Below are 22,217 nucleotides of genomic sequence, written 5' to 3'. Positions count from 1 at the left end.
TTTATGAAAAAACTGTTATTCTTAACTTGTTGTTGTTTATGCTTACAGGCATGCCAGCATTACCTTGACCCCAATGCCTCTGTTGATGGTGTTGTCGGTACAGTGGGAGGGGCTTTTGGTAATATTCAAATGAAATCACCAACAGGACATTGACCCCGCTATAAGCTTAAGCAAGAGGATTGGGCAGATTCTCTCGTGTCTCATGGTGCTACTTAATAGCACCTTAGGCAACTTGATATTGAGTCACTCGCTTACTAAGCACTTCAAAAACGCCCTGACAAGCATCCTCAAGACAATCTAACATGCGGAAAAAACTATCGACACCACCATAGTAGGGGTCTGCTACGGTAGCTTCCTCGTAATCATTAGCATAACGCATCAACAGCATCAATTTATGATGTTCATAACGGGGGGCTATCTGCTGTAAATAAGAAAGACACTCCCAATCCATCGCAAGAATCAAATCATATTCTTTGATATCTTCGAGCGTAATTTGGCGTGCACGAATATCACTAATGTCATAACCGTGCTTGCGGCAAACAAACTGAGCGCGTCCGTCAGGTGCCTCACCAATATGGTAATCATGTGTGCCTGCAGAATCAATTTTGATATGATTTTGCAACCCAGCTTCACGGACTAGGTGACGCAACACACCTACCGCACTTGGGGAGCGGCAAATATTACCCATGCAAACGAAAAGTACTTTTGTATCCATAGTGCCCGATAGTTTGACTTATTTTTAACAAAATTTCAAGACCTTATATAGTGATTAATTCGCTATTTTCAAGTTTTCTCTACCCAAGATATGATTTAATCCTTCTAAAACGCATAGTACCAAACACTAATGGCATATCTTCCCTGTAAAAACATGGCACAACCTCTTCAAAAAGCATAAATGCCGAATCCTATACACTTTTATCTTAATAAACCACCTTGTCCAAGATAGCACAAGACAGCACCACCTAAAACCACCCGTCACCTTGACTTATCCAAGACCTCTTCAAAAACTGCTCATCTTTTTTACTCAACCCAAATAATATTTAGGCCTTATTCATTGCCAATACACAGTTCTCTTAGAAACTGCTCATCTTTTTTACTCAACCCAAATAATATTTAGGCCTTATTCATTGCCAACACACAGCTCTCTTAGAAACTGCTCATCTTTTTTACTTAACCATCCCTGATTTCTTGCTGATTTAATCAAATCAGGACGATGTTGTGCAGTCAATCGTAAAGATTGCTCTCGCCGCCATTGGGCTATATTTTTATGATGACCTGATAGCAACACCCCTGGCACTGGCTCCCCTTCAAATACCTCAGGACGCGTATAGTGAGGGCTATCCAATAAGCCAGACTGCGCCTCATGAAAGGAGTCTTGCAGTGCTGAATCTAAAGTATTCAACACTCCCGGCAATAACCTTACCATGCTGTCCAACACCGCCAGTGCCGCAATCTCACCACCTGACAGCACAAAATCCCCCAAAGAAATCTGACCATCCACATAATGATTAATAAAGCGCTGATCAATACCCTCATAACGCCCGCATAAAAGGATAAAACCTGTGGTTTGACTTAAAGCCTGTGCCTGCTCCTGCTTAAATACCTGACCGACGGGGCTTAAAAGATAAAGCGGATGGTGTAAGCCCAAGCTGGTATGTTCGGCACGAATTGCGTTAAGAGTTTTCACTAAAGGCTCTGCTAACATCACCATACCAGGACCTCCACCATAGGGCCTATCATCAACCGTATGATGTACGTCTTCAGTAAACACTCGCGGATTCCACGTCTTTAAAGACCAAATCCCTTTCTGATGTGCCCTACCTGTGACACCTAATTCAGATACCACAGAAAACATCTCAGGAAATAAGGTAATAACATCGACACGCATATTTTTACGATTAAAATCCACAGACTAATTTTTACAATCAAAAATCCACAGACTAATTTTTACAATCAAAAATCCACAGGCCAATCCGCTTGGATATAACGTTTATCTAAATCCACTACCGGCACAGTTTGCCTCACAAAAGGAATAAGGGTCATCAAGGCACGCCCCTTGGCAGTCAGCATATTTTCTGGTTCACCAGCAGCATTTAAACATTGACGTTGCACGTGCAGCACACCATGTGCCCCATTATCAGACACCTCCGCCACCACACCAATCAACGATTCTGGAGAAGTATGATTGCTATAAACTGCACAACCAATTAAATCCACCCAATAAAACTCATCATCCTCTGTCTGAGGAAAATCAGCCCGTGATACATAAACAGTTGTCCCTTTAAGGGCTTGTGCTTGATCGCGATCATCAATACCTTTCAGTTTAGCTACAATGGCACTACCCTGCATACGGCTACGCACTAATTGTGCATCACGCATAGCATCCAACGTCTTGCCACGTAAATCTGTACGCATCAACCACCATTGTTTGACATCCAATAGAATCGTCTCTTGTTCGGAAAATGGAACAACACGTATCATACCCTGAACACCGTAAGCATCACCGATACGCCCAACCTCCACTAAATCTTCTGGAATGGCATTTATCACGAATCTACCCCTATTCTCATCTTATATTCAACAGCATAGCCGTATAGATTACACCCAACTTTGGCATACCAGTTTCATGCCCTTTAATATACAGACTATGTTTTAGGTATATGCAAAACACGCACGAGCTTTAGCAAAACACCTAAACGAAAACGACCGTTAGCCTACGCCAACGGTCGTCATATTCTACTCAATCTACCTAGTCTGACTAGTATTTCAAAAAACAGCCCTTGAGATTAGCTCATCAACAATCACTAAACTCACCAAGCTATTGCTTCACTTCATCAGACAACAGCCCACTCAAATTAAGCTGGTTGGTAAGATTTTAACAAACGAGCAACAGCATCAGAAACCTGTGCACCGTTAGATGTCCAGTAGTTTACGCGATCTAAAGCGATGCGCAAGTTCTCAACAGAAGGGTTACCTACTGGGTTATAAAAACCAACACGCTCAATAAAGCGACCGTCACGACGATTACGTGAGTCAGCTGCTACGATATTGTAAAATGGACGTTTTTTAGAGCCACCACGGGCTAAACGAATCACCACCATGGGGGTTATTCCTCTTTAGTTAATAGGTTAGTCAAATAAAATAATAAACGAGTAATTTTAGAAGTTTTTTCTGAATAAATCAATACATGAGAAGGAGATTTTTACAAAATCACGCTTATTTACAACACTACCCTCACCAAGCCTCTCTGGCAATAGCACTACGACCAACCATCACTGGTATATACACCTGCAACAAGCCTCTCTGGCAATAGCACTACGACCAACCATCACTGGTATATACACCAGCAACAAGCCCCTCTGGCAATAGCACTACTACCAACCATCACTGGTATATACACCAGCAACAAGCCCCTCTGGCAATAGCACTACTACTCACATATACAGTAATTTAATTTAAAAGCACCTGGCCTTAATGAGTAGGAAGTGCATCCACTCATATTAGTACACAAATCCATACTTAACGTTTTTGGATAAAATGCACAATATGTTCATTATCAACGGAATCTTGGCTCAGAATAAGATGCCCTGTTTGCTTGGCAAATGCCTGAAAGTCACCAACAGCATTTTTATCCGTTGTGATGACCTTAACCACTTGCCCACTCTCTAATGCTTGCAAGGCTTTCTTTGTCCTAAGCAAAGGCAAAGGACAAACCAAGCCACAAGCATCCACTTCTACAGCAAAATCAGGATTACCCATTTAGAGTTTTCCTTCCACCCAAGCAGGAACTGCAGCCAAAGCGGCATCCAAAGCTTCTGGTTGAGTGCCCCCACCCATTGCCATATCTGGACGACCACCGCCTTTACCTCCTACTTTTTCAGAGATAAAGCCAACCAACTCGCCCGCTTTTACAGCAGTGGTTTTATCTGCACTTACGCCAACTGCTACACTGACCTTACCATCCACTACAGTAGCAACTACGACAACACCAGATAGTAATTTATCTTTCAGTTGTGGCACAATTTCACGCAAGAACTTAGTATCAACACCATCTAACTTAGTCACCAATAACTTCGTTCCTTTCACAACTTGTGCCTGTGCAACAAGTTCAGCTGCCATAGCACTTGCTAACTTATCTTTAGTTTGTGCTAGCTCTTTTTCAAGTTGACGAGTTTGTTCTTGTGCCAACTTCGCACGCTCAAATAAATCAGCAGGTGCTGCTTTAAATAAAGCCGCTGTTTGTACAACACTCTCGTTAAGATTACGTAACCAGTTAAGTGCATTCGTACCTGTCACTGCCTCTACACGACGAATACCTGATGCAATACCCCCCTCTGAGACGATTTTGAATAAACCAATATCACCGGTGCGTTTAACATGAACACCACCGCAAAGCTCACGAGAGAAACCAATATCAAGCACGCGAACGACATCACCGTATTTCTCACCAAACAAGGCCATCGCACCACCAGCCACAGCATCATCAAACGCCATCATTTGTGCTTGCACCTCAGTGTTAGCTAAGATTTCAGCATTCACAATCGCCTCTACCTCAGCTATTTGTGCTGGAGTGACTGGTGCATCATGAGAGAAGTCAAAGCGAGTCTTCTCTGCATCAACAAGCGAACCTTTTTGTTGAACATGACTACCCAAGACTTGACGCAATGCTTTATGCATTAAGTGAGTAGCAGAGTGGTTACGAGTAATGCTAGTGCGACGAGCCACATTGACATGGGCTTGAACAACATCACCTACTTTGATATGCCCCAAACTCACTGTGCCGTAGTGACCAAAGACATTCGCTGTGATTTTTTGAGTGTCATAGACTTGAACAGCATTACCAAAACCAGTCAAAGCGCCTGCATCACCAACTTGACCACCGGACTCTGCATAGAAAGGTGTCTGGTCTAGCACAATAACTACGTCTTGACCCTCGGCTGCTTCTTGAACCTCTGTACCCTCATGGTAAATTGCCAACACAGTAGCCTCTGTTTCCAAAGTTACATAGCCTTGGAAATCCGTATTCTGACCGTTATAAGTCAGATTTTGATTCATTTTAAATTTACCGCTCGCACGTGCCATTTCACGCTGACGATCCATCGCTGCTTCAAAGCCTTTTTCATCCACTTCAACACCACGTTCACGGCAAATATCAGCGGTTAGGTCAAATGGGAAACCATAGGTATCATAAAGCGTAAAGACAGTTTGACCATCTAACACATCTCCTTTCTTGAGACCTTCTAAATCTGCCTCAAGAATTTTCATACCTTTTTCAAGTGTGGTTTGGAAACGCTCCTCTTCGAGCTTAAGCACCGCTGCTACGCGTTCTTGCTGCTCTACCAACTCAGGATAAGCCTCACCCATTTCCTTAACCAAATCCGCCACTAACTTATGGAAGAATGGCTTAGTCTGACCGAGTTTATAACCATGACGCAATGCGCGGCGAATGATACGACGCAATACATAACCACGTCCCTCATTACCGGGAATAACACCATCTACAATCATAAAGCTACACGCACGAATATGGTCTGCAATGACTTTAAGAGAGTTATTGCTTAAATCAGTCGTACCTGTCTCACGTGCAGAGGCTTTGATAAGATTTTGGAACAAATCAATCTCGTAGTTAGAATGCACGTGTTGCAATACCGCTGAGATACGCTCTAAACCCATGCCAGTATCTACACAAGGATGAGGTAAAGGATGTAGAACACCGTCTTTATCACGATCGAACTGCATGAATACGAGATTCCAAATCTCAATATAACGATCACCATCTTCCTCTGGTGATCCTGGAGGACCACCCCACACATCAGGACCATGATCATAGAAGATTTCAGAACAAGGACCACAAGGACCTGTATCCGCCATTTGCCAGAAGTTATCAGAGGCATAACGTGCCCCTTTGTTATCACCAATACGGATAATACGCTCTGGAGGTACACCTACTTGGTCTTTCCAAATACCGTAAGCCTCATCATCTTCAAAATAAACAGTTACCCAAAGCTTTTCTTTAGGTAGCATATAAACAGTCGTCAATAATTCCCATGCAAACTTGATGGCATCTTCTTTGAAATAATCACCAAAGCTAAAGTTACCCAACATTTCAAAGAAAGTGTGGTGACGCGCGGTATAGCCTACATTCTCTAGGTCATTGTGCTTACCACCAGCACGCAAAGAGCGTTGAGCTGTCGTCGCACGACGGTAAGGGCGAGTATCCTTGCCTGTAAACACATCTTTAAACTGCACCATACCAGAGTTAGTAAATAACAAGGTAGGGTCATTAGCAGGCACCAAAGACGACGATTTCACAATCGTATGCCCACGCGATTCAAAAAACTTTAAAAACTTTGAGCGTATTTCTGCGGTTTTCATAGGAATTAATCGAAAAATTAAAATTAACTCCTGATTATAGCATTATTAGAGTTACATGAGGTGTATCAGTTTTTTAATCTATAACATAGTGGGCAAAGCTCAAGGTACTGTAAACATACCCATTGTTAGCAAGATTTCATTTTCTATCGCTATCTCACCCAAAAACTGCTTGAACAGCCGCCACCATTTCCTCCCATACGCCCTCTGAGGCTAAAAACTCATACTCTTTTTTTAATTTCTGACTGAGCTGTCCCTTATTATCTAACATACTTCGGATAATTCTATCCGCGTAGTGATCAGGCATATCTACAATGGCTTTAAGTGCCATTCTAGCCCTATCATGCTGCTGCAAATAAGCAACCTCTTGTTTCATTTGACTATGGAGGTGGACATTTTTTTCCTTTTGCCGGATTGCAGAATCAGGAAAAAGAATAGCGAAACCAGGAATTATTAAGGAAGTCATATAGACGACAGAAGGAATACTTTTTATATTAAATAAAAATCATTTTTATTTTCATAAAGGTCGTCTATGCATTATTCTGCCCTCTTAAAGTCTATATTTTTTATCATAGTAACAGTGGGTTGTGTATCTCAAACTTTTGGACAATTACATGATTCTAACTCTGAGACATTTTTCATAGAAAAACATAATAACCAAAATGAGATAACTATTCATACTCCTCGAGGTAACGTTGTCATACCTCGACATCCTAAACGAGTAGCTGTATATGATTGGGCGGCTCTTGATACCTTACATAAATTACATATCCCAATAGGTGCAACAACAGAAAAAGTTCATGTGGATTACTTAGAAGACGCTTTCAAGGACAAGTTAAAAGTAGGAACATTATTTCAGCCTAATTATGAGGCTCTACATGCCTATCAGCCTGATTTAATTATCACTGGAGGGCCTGGTGCAGTCGCATATCCTGAGCTTGAAAAAATCGCACCAACAATTGATTTAACAATTGATAACTACGACATCCGTGGTTCAGGGATACAACAAATTGCTTTATTAGCCAATATTTTTGATAAACAAAAAGAGGCTCAGTCTTTGATACAGAAAATTAATCAACAGTTTGAGAAAGCTCAACAATTAGTTAAAGGAAAAGGTAACGGGCTGGTCATCTCCATCACAGGAAACAAAATCACAGCATTCTCTCCCAACTCAAGATTAGGAAGCTGGATTCATAAAGATGTTGGTATTCCCCCTGTCGATACCACACTCAAGACAACAGGGCATGGGCAGCCCATTTCATTCGAATACATTCGAGACAAAAATCCAGATTGGCTTTTTGTCTTGGACAGAACAGCCGCATTGGGAGATAGAGGACCTGCGGCAATGACTGTTCTAGATAATGCGCTCATTCATCAGACAACTGCATGGAGAAAAAAGCAAATCATTATTATGCCAACAGCGAATTATATTGCAGCAGGAGGATCCGAACAATTGGAAAGAGCTATCCAACAAATTCTTGAAAAATTCTCGTCCGTAGAGGTCAATACTAGTTTATAGATGTGTTAAGTAGTGTGTATACAGGAGAAATTCAACCTATGCAAGTGATTAATATCCATAAATGCTTATCTAATTTAAAAGAACATTGGCATCCCAAACTAGTCTCAATGGGGGATTTTCAGCTAAGGTTTGTGAAGTTTATCGGAGAATTTGAGTGGCATTGTCATAACCACAGCGACAAGATTGTCTACGTGGTTTCGGGTCAAATGTTTATCGACTATCCCAATGCTAATCGGGTATGGCTTAATGCAGGGGATTGCTGTGTCGTAGAGAAGCATTGTGAGCATAAACCAGGGGCATTAAAAGAATGTGCCATTGTTTTGATAGAGCAGAGTGTTTCTGTATAAAAGAATTTTTAATGAAATTAAAAATTAGAGTTAGAGGAATATAATGAAGAAATTTTATTTATTACCCTTAGCGATGAGTTTGTTGACAACTTATGGCTATGCCAAAGACCTGGAAAATACAATAGAGGGCAAAGAAACAGTTCATCAATTAAGTACGGTTATTGCTGAAAACCATTCTGTATATGCAGGAGGTCAGGTTTCTAAACTCAATGAGTTAGGTTTTTTAGGTGTTAAAGACAATAAAAGTACCCCTTTCAGCGTCATAAATTTTACGGAAAAATATGTAAGTGATATCCAGGCTAGAGACATCACAGAAGTTATTGATAAAACTGATCCTAGTTTTTTTAGTAATAAAGCCAGTGGGTCATGGAGTGAAAACTATTCAATACGAGGATTTAACGTGGATCCTAATGATGTTACAGTTGATGGGCTTATAGGTATGGCTCCTTTTTATCGTACATCGCCAGAGCTATTTGAAAACATACAAGTCTTAAAAGGGCCTTCTGCAATATTAAATGGTATGACACCGAAAGGATCTGTAGGTGGGGTCATCAATGTAATGCCTAAACGAGCAGGAAGTGAACCTTTAACACAATTAACTACAAGTTATATGTCTAATGCAAACGTTGGGGTTCATACTGATATTGGGAGAAGGTTTGGAGATACCAAGCAATTTGGCATTAGATTCAATGGGTTGACCAGAGGTGGAGAAGGTTCTATTAAGGATCAAAAGCAAAAAAATCAACTAGCCTCTTTGTCTTTAGATTGGACAGGAGAAAAAGGCAGCGTGTTACTAACTGGTTATTACAGCAAAAATCATGTGGATGGGGTTAATCGAGGTATATCTAGTCTAGGAACATTGGAGCGTATACCATCTCCTCCTAATCCTGATACGTTATTAACTCCTGATTGGTCTTTTGTAAGGATGCAGGATAAAGCCGTGATATTAAGTTCACAATATAATTTTAATGACAGACTATCAATCTATGGAAAAATTGGACATAGTAAGTCAGATTATCACTATAATGGCGCAGCTGGAGCAACTATCAATGATGCACAAGGAACTTTTACGACCACATTAGCAGGTCTGGGATTTGATGTAGAAAAAACGTCTGCTGATGTAGGGGTTCGTGGTAATTTCATGACAGGAAATGTACGACACGAAGTCGCCCTAAACACCACCTATTATCACCATGATCAAAATGAATATGGTGGAAGGTCTCGTCAGATGATTAAAACTAATCTCTATAATCCAGTTTGGGGAGATGAAATTTATGTCGATCCTTCTATGCACATTCTAAAAAGAGGACTCACGCTGAAAAGCATTGGATTTGTTGATAACATCTCATTGTTTGATGATAAGTTACAGTTTACTCTAGGTCTTCGCCATCAACAAGTGATTGATAAATCAACCAACCCTCTTACGAATATTAAAACAGTTTATGATGAGAGTGCAACTATTCCTGCATTCGCTATTCTTTATAAGGTAACACCTCAGGTTTCTGTATACGCAAACTATATGGAAGGTTTAAGCCAAGGAGCCTCTGCTCCTCTGACGGCAGCTAATGCAGGAGAAGTTTTTGCTCCCTATAAAACAAAACAAATGGAGGCTGGAGTAAAGTTTGATATTGCTAATTTCTCAAATACCATCAGTATATTCGAGATTAAAAAACCAAGTAGTTATACAGACCCAAATACCAATATATTCTCTTTCGGTGGAGAGCAACGCAACCGAGGGCTAGAATGGACTTTTGTTGGAGAACCAATAGAACATTTGCGTTTGATGGGAGGATTGGCGTTTATTCAGCCCAAATTAACCAAAACAGCAGGTGGAATTAATCAAGGAAATACAGCTCCTGGTATACCTACTAGACAAGCAAAACTGGGGGTTGAATGGGATACCCCATTTGCACCTGGTCTAACTTTAATGGCTAACGCAACTTGGAGCTCTAAACAATACTTTGATGCAACTAATAAAATTACTCTTCCTAGTAGAACCATTTTTGATATTGGAGCACGCTATCAAACCAAAATTGCAGGTAAGGAAGTTACTTTTAGAGCTCTAGTCAATAATGTGACAAACAAAGCCTATTGGGGACAAGGCCAGGTCTTAGGGGGAGGAAGTGGATTCTTGACCGTAGGTCAGGGAAGAACTTTCTTAGTTTCAAGTACAATTAACTTTTAGAGACTAATATGTCCTCATTATTCTGGAAGAGAATAATGAGGATTAATGATTTCAGAGGGAGAATATCCAAATTTCTGTTTAAAAATGGCACAAAAATTTCCCCTATGTTTATATCCTGTGAAGTACATCGTTTCTTGAATAGTTTTGCCTTGGTTACTTAACATATCAAAGGCAAGATTTAGGCGTTCTTGGCGAATATAATCAGCTATTGTTTGTCCCGTTTGTTGTTTGAAATATTTTTTAAGGTAGCACTCATTCATCCCTACCTTTCTAGCTAATGCCTCAATAGTTAGGGGTTGTGTACACTCTGCTCTTATGATGTCAATAGCATCATTTATTTTGTTATTGTCTAATCGAGACAATGGCTTTAAAAGAGAAAAACGTAAGAGTTTAGCGACCAAAGCAAGTGTATATGATTCAAGTTCTATTTTTTCCAAAGTACAACTCAGTGAATAAGGAAGAGTCGTTATTTTTTGCACCAGTGGCATCAAAGCAGAAGCATTATTATTAAGTAATTGAATATGTCGAGATGGTTTTATAATATCTTTGCTGATTAGACCTTCATCCAACCACCGTTCTAACTTATCTTTGGAAAAATCGCAATGAATTCCTGAAACAAGCCCATTTACAGTTCGCTTTTGTTCTCCTTTGCTTTGGATATCTCCTTGTACAAGCCAAAGTTGACCTGCTTTTATATTCACTACGGTTTGGTTATCTAAAATAGAGTGGTTACTTCCATTAGACATTATAAAGAAAGCAAGATTATGACTAAAATGCTCACCAGGAGAATAAAAAGCTCCGGCTCCTTGCCCTATAAAACGGGAAAGCAGGATACCTGAATCAAAACAATCAATTTGCATTTTTGTTTGTAAGTCTGATTGCTTTGTGTACATCACTGAACACTGGTAGGTAGAAGCAGTTTCTTTCTTGATTTTAATGGGAGCTGCCAAAAATGATTGATATTGTTGATAAATCGTGGAGAGACTCATGATTATAATGGACTAAACAGGGTCAAAATATACCATCCTTTACACCTTCACTTGCATGGGCGTGTAACTAAAGCATTATTTAAATGCTCATGTAAGGAATAAACATAGCTCTCGTATCTTCAGAGTCAATGTCCAGACATATACTGTATATTGAACATCATAAGACAAACAATTCCCTTATATAAATATGATTGCTACAATGCTCATAGTTCAACAAATAATACCTATTTTAAATAAAAATCATTCTTATTACCATGAAATTTTAATTTTGAAATAATAAATTTATTGAATATAGAACCAAGCTCTCAGGGAGACTTTGCTAAGGTTCCCTCGCTGATAGCAAATCAGGGATGCATTGAAGAAACAAGCAATAGGTCAATTTATTTATCCTATATAATGGCATCATTTCTATAACATTTTGTGGGACTATTGTGAGGTATTGCGACTCTGGCACAAATTAACACAATACCCCGTACTCTTCTCTATTTCAGTAAAACAACGAGAAGCAATACCACTACAGACAGCCAGTGGCAAAAATATTTTCAACTTAAAATAGTCTATTAACCACAGTGCACCGATAGGTTGATTAATCGCCTTCTCCATATCCCATTCCATTTCTGATGCATAGTAAAACTGATTATTCTAAGTTGATTTCATCAAAAACCAATTTTATTGGAATGAAATCAATTATTTTTTATTCTTTTTTCTAAAAATCAATTATTATCCGCTGATTTTCTAAAAAAATAATTATATTTTGGGATTTTTATAATAAATCAATTATTTTTCTCCTACCTAGCATGCCAAATCACGCCCTTCTCTCCTCCAGCTCCTCGTAAACGTAAGGTGGCATAAGGAGCTCGTAATACCACATAAGGCGGATTGTGATGAATTTTGAGTACTCTTTCTTGCTGTGTCTTGGCATCAACCCCCATAATCACAGGGATATTTTGATGAGGTAAAAAACGCATCCAAATTTCACTTTGTGTACTAAATACAAGCTCAGGAAGAACTTCTTGATCACCACTCATTTCCCATTCAAAAGAATATTGATTCACTTCGGTAGGACTCAACTGCCAATCAGGATAATGCCGCTTTTTCTGTAGCCACTCGGGTTGCGTGGTGCAAGCTGTCAAAGATACAACAACTGCTATTAAAGCCGCACGAGAAAGGAAAGAAAATACTGGTACTAAAGCGGTATATGATGAAAAAAAACGCATAATAGCCTCCTTGGTGAAAATTTTTGGCTATTATCTTGGCAAATTTTTATGCTTTTGACTATGGGGGTGGACATTTTTATCCACTCCCTATTCCTACTTCACCGCATCAGCCGCCGATGTAAACGAATCCGCATAGAACTCATCCGCTGGCAGTCCTGCTTTAGTGTAAGCCTCTCGCGCACTGGACACCACAATCGGCGCACCACAAGCATACACCTGATAATCACTCAAGTCAGGAATATCCTCTAATACCGCGGCGTGTACAAACCCTGTGCGCCCTGTCCAATTATCCTCTGGCAAAGCATTAGATACCACAGGCACAAATTTAAAATTAGGTAAGGTCGCTTCCCACTCACGACACAAATCCATCATATAAATATCCGCAGGACGGCGACCACCCCAATAAAGCGTAATCGACTGTGGCATACCCACCGCAATCACCTCTTCCATAATAGCTTTCAAAGGCGCAAAACCCGTACCACTAGCTAATAACACAGTCGGCTTGTCCGAATCTTTGCGCAAGAAGAAAGAACCCAAAGGCCCCTCCAAACGCAAAATTTCACGCACTTTCATCGCTGTATTACCCGCTCCAAACACATAATCGGTAAACAAACCACCCGGCATATGACGAATATGTAACTCAATCATATTATTCTCTGCTGTACGCGTAGCCAGTGAATAAGCACGACGAGAACCATCTTTCAGGATAAACTCTACATACTGCCCCGGTTCATAAATAAATTTCTCTGAGCCCGGCGTTTGCAAGACCACCTTCATCACATCATCAGCCAGCTGAGTCATTTCACTGACACGCACAGGCATTTTCTTCACCTGAATATCCGATGCTAAACGCACCTCTCTGGCCTGAATAACCAAATCCGACAAAGGCTTAGTTTCACAGAATAAACAAGCACCTTGCGCTTTTTCTTCATCAGACACCAAGGTGGCTGTACCTGGACCAGCCTCATACTCACCAGAAACTACCTTACCCTTACAGCTAGTACAAGAGCCTGTACGACAGCTATAAGGCAGAACAATATCCTGCTCCAGTGCGGCATCTAAGATAGTTTGCCCCTCCTTCACGGTGAAAGTATGGTTACTGGATTCAATAGTTACTTGGTAAGCCATGATAGTGTTGATACTCCAAAAAAGTGTTGATGCGACATTATACCCTACAACGGCAACAAGGTCGCTTGTTTCATCCGTAAGCTCAAGGTCTTGCCTTTGCGGGCGCGTTTACCGATAAACTCTTGTAAGTCACCCAAGGCAATTAAATCTTCCACATCTTTATTGCGATAAATGCCTGTCGCCATAATGCCTTGATCATTTACAGCCAATATCTGTGCAAAAGTATCTTTGGCATCAAAGGTCATTAAAATCGTACCGCGACCGCCACCGCTAAGGGCTTTCACTTCATTCACATCAATCATCAAGAAGCGATTGGTTTTGGTCAGCATACCTACATAGCGCGTATTATCAGGCAAGGCCACTGGACGCATGATTTTGGCTTTATCTTCCAAATTAATGAAAGCTTTACCCGCTTTTTGGCGTGTTGTCATATCGGCAATGCGTGCGCTAAAGCCTAAACCATTGTCCTGTGCCAATAACCAGCGGGTATTGTCTGCCCCAGCTATCATATGCACAATATGTGTGCCAGCTTCTAAATCAATCATCGCCGTAATAGGCTGTCCATCTCCTCGTGCAGAGGGAAGATTGGCAACAGGTACGGAATACACGCGTCCATTAGAGCCAATAGCAATCAAGGTATCCACGCTACGGCATTCAAAACTGGCATAGAATTTATCTCCTGTTTTGAAATGTACGCCGCTTAAATCATGTCCATGACCTTGGCGTGAGCGCAACCAGCCTTTTTCTGAAATAATCACAGTGACAGGTTCATCGACTACTTTATTCTCAACTACCGCGCGCTCGGCTTCTTCAATCACTGTGCGACGCTCATCACCGTATTTCTTGGCATCGGCTTCAATCTCTTTTACTATCAAGCGTTTTAAGGCAGAAGGATTGGCGAGCAAGTCTTCCAACTTGGCTTTTTCCTCACGTTTTTCCGCCAATTCTTGTTCGATTTTAAAGCCCTCTAAGCGTGCTAATTGACGTAAACGCATTTCCAAAATATCTTCGGCTTGGCGTTCTGTGAGTGAAAAGCGAGACATCAAGGCTTCTTTAGGATCATCAGATTCACGAATGGTTTGAATCACCTCATCCACATTGAGATAAACGAGCTGACGACCTTCTAAAATATGAATACGGTCATTGACCTTGTTCAAGCGATACTCACAACGACGGGTAACAGTTTGAGTGCGGAACGTCAACCATTCCAAAATAATGTCACGCAAACTACGTTGTTTAGGACGACCATCAATACCAATACACACCAGATTCACAGAGGCATTACCCTCCATACTGGTGCTAGCTAATAAAGCATTTACAAACTCATCACGATCGATACGCGAAGATTTGGGTTCAAAGACTAAGCGTACATCCGCCTCTTTACCCGACTCATCACGCACATTCTCAAGCAAAGCCAACATCGCGGCTTTAGCCTGTTGTTGCTCTTGCGAGAGTGTTTTTTTGCCTGCTTTAACCTTAGGATTGGTGATTTCTTCGATTTCTTCTAACACTTTTTGGCTAGAAGTGTTAGGAGGCAATTCAGTCACTACCAACTGCCACTGCCCACGCGCCATTTCTTCAAATTCCCAACGTGCGCGGACTTTTAAAGAACCCTTGCCTGTCAAATAGGTCTGCTGAATCACTTCTGCAGGAGAAATAATTTGTGCCCCCCCATTAAAATCAGGGCCAGGAATTAAACTGAACAACTCTTCATCAGGTAGTCGTGGATTTTTTAATAACGCCACGCAAGCTGCGGCCACTTCTTTGAGATTGTGCGAAGGAATTTCTGTTGCCATCCCCACCGCAATACCAGAGGCCCCATTTAGCAACATCATCGGCAAACGCGCAGGCAAAATCTCTGGCTCTAATTCCTGACCATCATAATTAGGAATAAAATTCACCGTGCCTTCGCCTAATTCATCCAGCAAAAGCTCTGCTATTGGTGTTAAGCGTGCCTCGGTATAACGCATTGCCGCTGCACCATCGCCATCACGCGAGCCAAAATTACCTTGACCATCAATCAAGGGATAGCGCAATGAGAAATCCTGTGCCATACGCACCATGGCATCATACGCCGCTTGGTCACCATGAGGGTGATACTTACCTAGTACATCCCCCACTACACGTGCAGATTTCACAGGTTTAGCCCCAGCACGCAAACCCATACGATCCATCGCATAGAGAATACGGCGTTGTACGGGCTTCTGACCATCACCCACATCAGGCAATGCACGCCCCTTAACCACAGAAACCGCATAGTCTAAATAGGCTTTTTCTGCATACAGTCCTAGCGTAATACTAGGCTCACCATTTTCTTCTGTATTGAGTAAATCTGTTTGTTCTGTCATGATTCTGCTACTATTTAAACATCCAATTCAGCTAGATTACCTTTTTCTTCAATCCACGAACGACGTTGCGAAGACTCGCTTTTACCCATTAACATATCAAACATTTGCTGGGTGGCAGCATTGTCCCATTGCCCGAAACTCACCCTCAATAAACGACGTGTATCAGGATTTAAGGTCGTTTCCCAAAGCTGCTCAGGATTCATTTCACCCAAGCCTTTGAAACGACTAATCGTAATCGCCGATTCACGTACGTTTTCTTTGTTAAGGAGTTTTTCTTTGACGCTTTCTAGCTCTTCTTCATCTAAACAATAAATCTTGCGAGCAGGACGTTTACCCGAAGCAGCCACATCCACACGGAATAAAGGTGGTTTGGCAATATACACAAAACCATTTTCCACCAAGCGAGGGAAATGACGATAGAATAAGGTCAACAACAAGACTTGAATATGTGAGCCATCCACATCCGCATCAGAAAGAATGCAAATGCGACGATAGCGTAGTCCCGACAAGTCTGGATTATCCTCTGGGCCGTGTGGATCCACCCCAATCGCTACCGAAATATCATGAATTTCATTATTGGCAAAAAGTCGGTCTTTTTCTACTTCCCATGCGTTTAACACCTTACCGCGCAAAGGTAAAATGGCTTGGTATTCTTTATCGCGCCCTTTCTTCGCCGAGCCACCAGCCGAGTCACCCTCTACTAAAAACACCTCGGTACGACTCACATCTTCAGACTCACAATCCGTCAACTTACCAGGTAATACCGCCACACCAGAACTCTTACGTTTTTCAACTTTCTGAGCAGATTTGGTCCGTGCTTGTGCTTGTTTGATTGCAAACTCAGCTAATTTCTTGCCATGCTCCACATTAGAATTAAGCCATAATTCCAATGCTGAACGCACAAAGCCAGACACCAAACGCACTGCGTCACGGCTATTGAGTCGCTCTTTGACCTGACCTTGGAATTGTGGGTCGAGTACCTTGGCTGATAATACGAAACTTGCACGAGCAAACACATCTTCAGGTAATAACTTAATGCCTTTAGGTAAAAGATTGTGCATTTCAGCAAAACTTTTGAGTGCTGTAAAAAGTCCTTCTCTCAAACCAGACTCATGCGTGCCCCCACTGGTGGTGGGAATGAGATTGACATACGACTCACGAACAACAGCTCCCTCCACTGTCCAAGCGACAACCCAAGCAGCCCCCTCACCTTCCGCAAACGTATCGTGGTGCTCATCTGCATAGTCTTCACCAGCAAAAAGAGGAATTAATAACTCGGTATCCGCTAATTCTTCGCGTAAATAGCCTTTTAAGCCATCTTCATAGCGCCACTTACGTACTTCACCGGTTTTGGCTATGGTCAACACCACTTCCACACCAGGCATGAGTACGGCTTTGCTGCGTAACAGATGCACCAACTCATTAAGAGGAATATTGGCTGAATCAAAATACTTCGCATCTGGCCACACACGTACACGCGTACCTGTCTTACGCTTAGGGGCAGTATCAATTACATGTAATGGTGTCTGTACATCACCACCATTAGCAAACACTAACTCATGCACCTGACCATCACGTGTCACCGCCACTTCTAATCGTGTGGATAAAGCATTAGTGACGGAAACCCCCACTCCGTGCAAGCCACCAGAAAAGGCATAGGCCCCTCCTGCCTTTTTATCAAATTTACCCCCCGCATGTAGACGCGTAAAAACAATTTCTACTACAGGAACTTGTTCTTCAGGGTGCAATCCGACAGGAATACCTCGCCCATCATCTTCAACGGTAACACTATTATCTATATTGAGCGTAACAGCAATTTTCTTAGCAAAACCCGCCAATGCTTCATCGGCAGCATTATCAATCACTTCTTGGATAATATGGAGGGGATTGTCGGTACGCGTATACATACCGGGACGCTCACGTACTGGTTCTAAACCTTTAAGAACTCGAATCGAACTTTCGTCGTAATTTTCTTTGATAGCCACAGTGAATTCTTTCTGTTAGTTATGTAAACTGGGCTATTTTAGCAGATTGCTATATGAAAGACTCACTACTGAGTCTGACATCAGCCAATACTACACTGATTAATTTCTGGTTTAGGGAACAAGATACTCATAATCATCATTGGCTACTCTACTTATTCTGAACTCAATTGGTATTTGATTATAGGTATATGCTACTCTTTTTATAATCAGAATGCTTTTACCTTCTTCTGCAGAAAGCCATTGTGTATATTTAGACTCTAATTGACCAGAACTAATTTTTTCCTTGGTTTCTACGATATTAATCGCGAATTTATTTTGATAGAAATTGTATAAGGTATCTTTGCGAGCCTCTAAAACTTCCCTAGTAAGCCCCTTGAAATGAGAGGAAGGAACAAAAATCTCATCTATCATCACTGAATCATTATTGATGCTGAGACTATTGTAAAAATGGAACACCACATCATTTCTGCCAAGTTGCAAGGCTTCCCTCACCTCTTCTGATGGTTTAATTTTCTCAAAAAATCTGACCTTACTCACAGGAAAACTTTGCAGACCATCTTTTCTAGCAATACGGAAAAATTTAAAAAAATGGGATTGGCTTTCATGATTAGAAATATAAGTACCCCTTCCCTGATATCTTATCAGGATATCCTCAATAACAAGCTCATCCACTGCTTTTCTAATGGTTCCAATTGATACACCAAACATCTTAGCCAACTCGGGTTCAGGCGGCAGTTTTGAACCACGCACCCAAACACCATCAGCAAGCCTTTTTAGCATAGCTTGTTTAATGGACAAATATAGAGGCAAATTTCTTCTTAATGACGATAATGTATTCATGTCTGCAATTCTACACTAATTTCTCAAGAAAAAAATATTTAATAAAGAAATATGCATTTGTATAAATAACATACTCAATTAAAAACAAATAAAATAAAATAAAATAAATCATATATATGATTTATTTGACTTTAATGATTTATATATATAGAATAAATAGTTATAAAAAATCATTATATTTAAAATAATTTTTAACCTTTTCTAATAGGAGACAACGATGAAATACACCATCTTGAAACCACTATAGTAAACAATCTATATATCCAAAACTATAAAGATATAAATTGTCTAACAACTGCCAACCAAACATTCCAAAGAGAGTGTAATTTCCACTATTGGAGACAACTATGTTTAGAATATTCAAGCACTTATATGCCAGAGTTCTCCTAGGATTAGTCTTAGGAATTATTTGTGGATTTATGTTTCCCCAATTCGGCATAAAAGCCAAATTTTTTGCCGATCTTTTTATCCACTTAATTAAAATGCTCATTACTCCTATCATCTTCTGTACTGTTAGTCTTGGTATAGCCAAAATGGAAAGCATGAAAGAAGTGGGTAGGGTTGGTGTTAAAACTTTGTTTTATTTCGAGGTGGTCAGTACTATTGCTCTTTTAATTGGTGTTGCTGTCGCATTAATTTTTGAACCTGGTGTCGGAATGAATATTGATCCAGCAACCCTCAGCAGTGCTGCTACACAGAGGTATACAGAAATGTCATCACATGCAGCACCTGACATTTTAACTTTAATCCTTTCATTTATTCCTAAATCAGTAATAGGCGCCTTTGCCGATGGCAATCTAATTCAAGTTCTATTATTTTCCGTTTTATTTGGAATCGCTTTATCTCATTTAGGCACGAAAACCAAACAAGTTGTTGAAGGTATTGAGCTCGTTAGTTCTGCTCTAATGAAGATTATTGACTACATTATGGAAGTAGCTCCATTTGCAGCATTTGGTGCTATGGCCTTTACAGTAGGAAAATATGGAGCAACTTCTCTCACTAATTTTTTATGGTTAATTTTATGCTTGTATACCACATCCATATTGTTTATTTTTGTCATCCTTGGGACTCTCTGTAGATATGCAGGAGTCGGACTACTACCACTATTAAGATACATTAAAGATGAACTACTGATTGTACTAGGAACATCCACGACAGAATCCGTTCTTCCAAGAATCATGGTCAAAATGGAAAAATTAGGTTGCTCTAAATCTATTGTAGGTTTGGTATTACCAACAGGCTACTCCTTTAATTTGGATGGTGCAGCTATTTATTTATCTATGACTGTTATGTTCTTAGCACAAGCCATGAACGTTCATGTATCTACCGAGGCTCTCATAGGTCTTATTATCGTTATGCTCTTTACCTCCAAAGGCGGTGCTGGCGTTGCTGGAGCAGCTCTGGTAGTACTTACAGCTACCCTTTCAGCTCATCCACTAATTCCTGTTGCTGGTGTAACTTTGGTGATGGGCATTGACCGTATTCTTAATGAGGTACGAGCACTTACAAACCTAGTTGGAAATGTTATCGCAACACTTGTCATAGCAAAGTGGGAAAAACAACTTGATTTAACTATGGCGAAAAAGGAGTTAACTAGTTCAAGTTAGGATTTATCAATGTCAGGTATGATTTATGGCTAATATCTTTAGAGATATTAGCCTTTCTAGTACCTACAGGACTTTTATATATCATCATCTTGCATCCTAATCATTACCCATCACGATACAATTTTACTTTTCCATAGTAAATGCCCTCATGGGTTCTACAACAAACTCATGAGGGCTTCCTATTATTGAAAGAATTAGCAAAATACTTTATGCACTCTCAAATAATCGAGTTAATACAAACTCTCTATGCCCAAGCACTTCTGCTGAAGTCCATCGTCCATTAGCAGTAGCTAACATCGCCTCTAGCAATTTATCACCCGCTTGGTCTAGATTCATTTCTCGTTGTAGTAACTGTGTCACATCGACATCAATATGCTCTGACATAGTACGAACAGTTCTAGGATTAGCACAAATTTTGATGACTGGTAAGATAGGATTTCCAATAACATTACCTTGCCCTGTTGGAAAGAAATGAACAACAAATCCCGAAGCGGCACACAATGTCACCATTTCTGCGGCAGCAGAAGATGAGTCCATAAACCACAACCCTCTACTTGATGGCATTTCTGCTTTATCTAAAACTCCATCAACTTGACATTTACCAATCTTTTGAATATTCCCTAGAGCCTTTTCCTCAATTGTTGTTAATCCGCCAGCAATATTTCCTTTAGTAGGTTGAGACTCTGATAAATCCGATGTTTTCCATCGATCAATCATCTCTTGGTAGCGGTTAAACATAAACATAAACCGTTCTCGGACGGATTCATCAACACATCGAGCAGCAACGATATGTTCTCCTCCGGTGAGTTCTGATGTTTCACCAAAAACTAGTGTATTACCATTAGCATGCAACTTATCAAACGCATTTCCCACTGTCGGATTAGCCCCACAACCAGAAGTTGTATCTGACTCACCGCACTTCGTCGATACCCACAGCTCATGTAATGGACATTCTTCTCGGTGTAATGAAGTAGCATAGTGCACAAATTCTTTGGCTTTACGAGATGCATTTAAAATAGTCTGGTGGTCACCGTTCAATTCAATACTAAAACCTGCTACAGGTTTTCCTGTCATTGCTATTGCATCAACAATTTTTTTAGTCCACCCTTCCTCAATACCTATGACAATAACTGCAGCCACATTAGGATTACATCCAGTCCCAATCAGAGTCCTAAAATGCAACTCCAAATCTTCCCCAAACTGCAACCTGCCATATGGGTGAGGAAGTGCTAATGTTCCTTTGACATTGTTAGCAACAGCTTCTACTGCGGCATTAGAAATATCGTCCACAGGTAAAATAATGACATGATTTCTCACACCAACCCTGCCATTAGCACGGCGATACCCCCAAAAAGTAGTTTGATTACTAATTACTGACATATTTTGTCCCTCCTAATTACCAGCGTTTTGTCTTAATATTATGAACATGAGCATGTTCACCAGGTTCTATGGCTTGAACAACCTTGCCAATATCAGTACCATACTTAAATACAGTGTCTCCAAGACTCATTTTAGTCAAAGCCACTTTATGGCCAATAGGGATAGCTTGCTTGGCTTCTACTTCAATAATCTCATCAGTCTCCATATTCCAGCAATTGAGTTTCTGACCAGCTTCCAGACCTTCCAACACCACTACAGCAACAGTATCCTTGGTGTCATGCAAGATAGCATGTATCATCA

General features: G+C 40.6%; 20 protein-coding genes. 5 read left to right on the top strand and 15 right to left on the bottom strand.

Annotated features, from left to right (window positions below; genetic code table 11):
- Window positions 1-3: 3 nt before the first annotated feature.
- Window positions 4-153 carry a hypothetical protein gene (locus HKX40_RS09215; protein WP_171589284.1) on the top strand — a complete coding sequence of 50 codons (150 nt, stop codon included), beginning with the start codon at window positions 4-6 and terminating at the stop codon, window positions 151-153.
- 70 nt (window positions 154-223) lie between these two features.
- Here HKX40_RS09215 and HKX40_RS09210 read toward each other — a convergent pair whose 3' ends face one another.
- The 7 genes from HKX40_RS09210 to HKX40_RS09180 all read right to left on the bottom strand — a co-directional run bounded on the left by HKX40_RS09210 (window position 224) and on the right by HKX40_RS09180 (window position 6,838).
- Entirely contained in the window at window positions 224-715 is a 492-nt protein-coding gene (locus HKX40_RS09210) for a low molecular weight protein-tyrosine-phosphatase (RefSeq protein ID WP_171589283.1), read from the bottom strand.
- A gap of 405 nt (window positions 716-1,120) precedes the next feature.
- Window positions 1,121-1,888: a tRNA (guanosine(37)-N1)-methyltransferase TrmD gene (gene trmD / locus HKX40_RS09205; protein WP_171589318.1), complete on the bottom strand. Its 768-nt coding sequence runs from the start codon at window positions 1,886-1,888 to the stop codon at window positions 1,121-1,123.
- 65 nt (window positions 1,889-1,953) lie between these two features.
- Window positions 1,954-2,550 carry a ribosome maturation factor RimM gene (rimM, locus tag HKX40_RS09200; RefSeq protein WP_343043068.1) on the bottom strand — a complete coding sequence of 199 codons (597 nt, stop codon included), beginning with the start codon at window positions 2,548-2,550 and terminating at the stop codon, window positions 1,954-1,956.
- A 305-nt stretch (window positions 2,551-2,855) separates the two neighbouring features.
- Window positions 2,856-3,101 carry a 30S ribosomal protein S16 gene (gene rpsP, locus HKX40_RS09195; protein WP_171589282.1) on the bottom strand — a complete coding sequence of 82 codons (246 nt, stop codon included), beginning with the start codon at window positions 3,099-3,101 and terminating at the stop codon, window positions 2,856-2,858.
- A gap of 418 nt (window positions 3,102-3,519) precedes the next feature.
- Window positions 3,520-3,759: a sulfurtransferase TusA family protein gene (locus HKX40_RS09190; RefSeq protein WP_171589281.1), complete on the bottom strand. Its 240-nt coding sequence runs from the start codon at window positions 3,757-3,759 to the stop codon at window positions 3,520-3,522.
- Window positions 3,760-6,375, bottom strand: a complete 2,616-nt coding sequence (gene alaS / locus HKX40_RS09185) for an alanine--tRNA ligase (protein WP_171589280.1) — start codon at window positions 6,373-6,375, stop codon at window positions 3,760-3,762.
- A gap of 154 nt (window positions 6,376-6,529) precedes the next feature.
- The gene (locus tag HKX40_RS09180) at window positions 6,530-6,838 is read right to left on the bottom strand and encodes a hypothetical protein (RefSeq protein ID WP_171589279.1); all 309 of its coding nucleotides are present in this window, start codon (window positions 6,836-6,838) and stop codon (window positions 6,530-6,532) included.
- 66 nt (window positions 6,839-6,904) lie between these two features.
- On the opposite strand from HKX40_RS09180, the gene HKX40_RS09175 reads away from it, so the two are divergent.
- The 3 genes from HKX40_RS09175 to HKX40_RS09165 are packed head-to-tail and all read left to right on the top strand — an operon-like array spanning window position 6,905 to window position 10,423.
- Window positions 6,905-7,891 (top strand): siderophore ABC transporter substrate-binding protein, encoded by a 987-nt coding sequence (locus HKX40_RS09175; RefSeq protein WP_171589278.1) that lies wholly within the window; start codon window positions 6,905-6,907, stop codon window positions 7,889-7,891.
- 38 nt (window positions 7,892-7,929) lie between these two features.
- Complete coding sequence (locus HKX40_RS09170) at window positions 7,930-8,238, top strand: cupin domain-containing protein (RefSeq protein ID WP_171589277.1); 309 nt, start codon at window positions 7,930-7,932, stop codon at window positions 8,236-8,238.
- 43 nt (window positions 8,239-8,281) lie between these two features.
- Window positions 8,282-10,423: a TonB-dependent receptor gene (locus HKX40_RS09165; protein ID WP_171589276.1), complete on the top strand. Its 2,142-nt coding sequence runs from the start codon at window positions 8,282-8,284 to the stop codon at window positions 10,421-10,423.
- Window positions 10,424-10,440: 17 nt separating this feature from the next.
- Here the strand turns inward: HKX40_RS09165 and HKX40_RS09160 are convergent, their stop codons facing one another.
- The 6 genes from HKX40_RS09160 to HKX40_RS09135 all read right to left on the bottom strand — a co-directional run bounded on the left by HKX40_RS09160 (window position 10,441) and on the right by HKX40_RS09135 (window position 18,930).
- Window positions 10,441-11,412 (bottom strand): helix-turn-helix domain-containing protein, encoded by a 972-nt coding sequence (locus HKX40_RS09160; protein WP_171589275.1) that lies wholly within the window; start codon window positions 11,410-11,412, stop codon window positions 10,441-10,443.
- A 788-nt stretch (window positions 11,413-12,200) separates the two neighbouring features.
- Window positions 12,201-12,629, bottom strand: coding sequence for a TrbG/VirB9 family P-type conjugative transfer protein (locus HKX40_RS09155; protein ID WP_171589274.1), 429 nt, complete (start codon window positions 12,627-12,629; stop codon window positions 12,201-12,203).
- 93 nt (window positions 12,630-12,722) lie between these two features.
- Window positions 12,723-13,757 carry a CDP-6-deoxy-delta-3,4-glucoseen reductase gene (locus tag HKX40_RS09150; protein ID WP_171589273.1) on the bottom strand — a complete coding sequence of 345 codons (1,035 nt, stop codon included), beginning with the start codon at window positions 13,755-13,757 and terminating at the stop codon, window positions 12,723-12,725.
- Between the two features lie 44 nt (window positions 13,758-13,801).
- A complete protein-coding gene (gene parC / locus HKX40_RS09145) occupies window positions 13,802-16,105 on the bottom strand; it encodes a DNA topoisomerase IV subunit A (RefSeq protein WP_171589272.1) in 2,304 nt (767 codons plus the stop codon).
- Window positions 16,106-16,119: 14 nt separating this feature from the next.
- Complete coding sequence (gene parE / locus HKX40_RS09140) at window positions 16,120-18,090, bottom strand: DNA topoisomerase IV subunit B (RefSeq protein WP_343043066.1); 1,971 nt, start codon at window positions 18,088-18,090, stop codon at window positions 16,120-16,122.
- 111 nt (window positions 18,091-18,201) lie between these two features.
- Window positions 18,202-18,930 (bottom strand): GntR family transcriptional regulator, encoded by a 729-nt coding sequence (locus HKX40_RS09135; RefSeq protein ID WP_171589271.1) that lies wholly within the window; start codon window positions 18,928-18,930, stop codon window positions 18,202-18,204.
- A gap of 347 nt (window positions 18,931-19,277) precedes the next feature.
- Here HKX40_RS09135 and dctA point away from each other — a divergent pair, with 347 nt between their 5' ends.
- Window positions 19,278-20,537 carry a C4-dicarboxylate transporter DctA gene (gene dctA / locus HKX40_RS09130; RefSeq protein ID WP_171589270.1) on the top strand — a complete coding sequence of 420 codons (1,260 nt, stop codon included), beginning with the start codon at window positions 19,278-19,280 and terminating at the stop codon, window positions 20,535-20,537.
- Window positions 20,538-20,744: 207 nt separating this feature from the next.
- Here the strand turns inward: dctA and HKX40_RS09125 are convergent, their stop codons facing one another.
- Together HKX40_RS09125 and HKX40_RS09120 are read right to left on the bottom strand one after the other, a co-directional pair.
- Window positions 20,745-21,917, bottom strand: a complete 1,173-nt coding sequence (locus tag HKX40_RS09125; protein ID WP_171589269.1) for a UxaA family hydrolase — start codon at window positions 21,915-21,917, stop codon at window positions 20,745-20,747.
- 16 nt (window positions 21,918-21,933) lie between these two features.
- Window positions 21,934-22,215, bottom strand: a complete 282-nt coding sequence (locus HKX40_RS09120; RefSeq protein WP_171589268.1) for a UxaA family hydrolase — start codon at window positions 22,213-22,215, stop codon at window positions 21,934-21,936.
- Window positions 22,216-22,217: the final 2 nt, after the last annotated feature.

Origin of the sequence: Pelistega europaea, from assembly GCF_013133775.1 — a bacterium.
In the GTDB taxonomy this organism is placed as follows: Bacteria; Pseudomonadota; Gammaproteobacteria; order Burkholderiales; family Burkholderiaceae_B; genus Taylorella; species Taylorella europaea.
This window is presented reverse-complemented; position numbering and strand designations above follow the sequence as displayed.

Bases quoted from the DNA above. Each gene is read 5' to 3' on its own strand.
- alaS (WP_171589280.1), bottom strand. From the start codon at position 6,375: ATGAAAACCGCAGAAATACGCTCAAAGTTTTTAAAGTTTTTTGAATCG.
- HKX40_RS09160 (WP_171589275.1), bottom strand. From the start codon at position 11,412: ATGAGTCTCTCCACGATTTATCAACAATATCAATCATTTTTGGCAGCT.
- HKX40_RS09135 (WP_171589271.1), bottom strand. From the start codon at position 18,930: ATGAATACATTATCGTCATTAAGAAGAAATTTGCCTCTATATTTGTCC.
- rpsP (WP_171589282.1), bottom strand. From the start codon at position 3,101: ATGGTGGTGATTCGTTTAGCCCGTGGTGGCTCTAAAAAACGTCCATTT.
- HKX40_RS09170 (WP_171589277.1), top strand. From the start codon at position 7,930: ATGCAAGTGATTAATATCCATAAATGCTTATCTAATTTAAAAGAACAT.
- dctA (WP_171589270.1), top strand. From the start codon at position 19,278: ATGTTTAGAATATTCAAGCACTTATATGCCAGAGTTCTCCTAGGATTA.
- HKX40_RS09150 (WP_171589273.1), bottom strand. From the start codon at position 13,757: ATGGCTTACCAAGTAACTATTGAATCCAGTAACCATACTTTCACCGTG.
- HKX40_RS09165 (WP_171589276.1), top strand. From the start codon at position 8,282: ATGAAGAAATTTTATTTATTACCCTTAGCGATGAGTTTGTTGACAACT.
- HKX40_RS09180 (WP_171589279.1), bottom strand. From the start codon at position 6,838: ATGACTTCCTTAATAATTCCTGGTTTCGCTATTCTTTTTCCTGATTCT.
- HKX40_RS09155 (WP_171589274.1), bottom strand. From the start codon at position 12,629: ATGCGTTTTTTTTCATCATATACCGCTTTAGTACCAGTATTTTCTTTC.
- parC (WP_171589272.1), bottom strand. From the start codon at position 16,105: ATGACAGAACAAACAGATTTACTCAATACAGAAGAAAATGGTGAGCCT.
- HKX40_RS09175 (WP_171589278.1), top strand. From the start codon at position 6,905: ATGCATTATTCTGCCCTCTTAAAGTCTATATTTTTTATCATAGTAACA.
- HKX40_RS09190 (WP_171589281.1), bottom strand. From the start codon at position 3,759: ATGGGTAATCCTGATTTTGCTGTAGAAGTGGATGCTTGTGGCTTGGTT.
- HKX40_RS09120 (WP_171589268.1), bottom strand. From the start codon at position 22,215: ATGATACATGCTATCTTGCATGACACCAAGGATACTGTTGCTGTAGTG.
- trmD (WP_171589318.1), bottom strand. From the start codon at position 1,888: ATGCGTGTCGATGTTATTACCTTATTTCCTGAGATGTTTTCTGTGGTA.
- HKX40_RS09215 (WP_171589284.1), top strand. From the start codon at position 4: ATGAAAAAACTGTTATTCTTAACTTGTTGTTGTTTATGCTTACAGGCA.
- HKX40_RS09210 (WP_171589283.1), bottom strand. From the start codon at position 715: ATGGATACAAAAGTACTTTTCGTTTGCATGGGTAATATTTGCCGCTCC.
- HKX40_RS09125 (WP_171589269.1), bottom strand. From the start codon at position 21,917: ATGTCAGTAATTAGTAATCAAACTACTTTTTGGGGGTATCGCCGTGCT.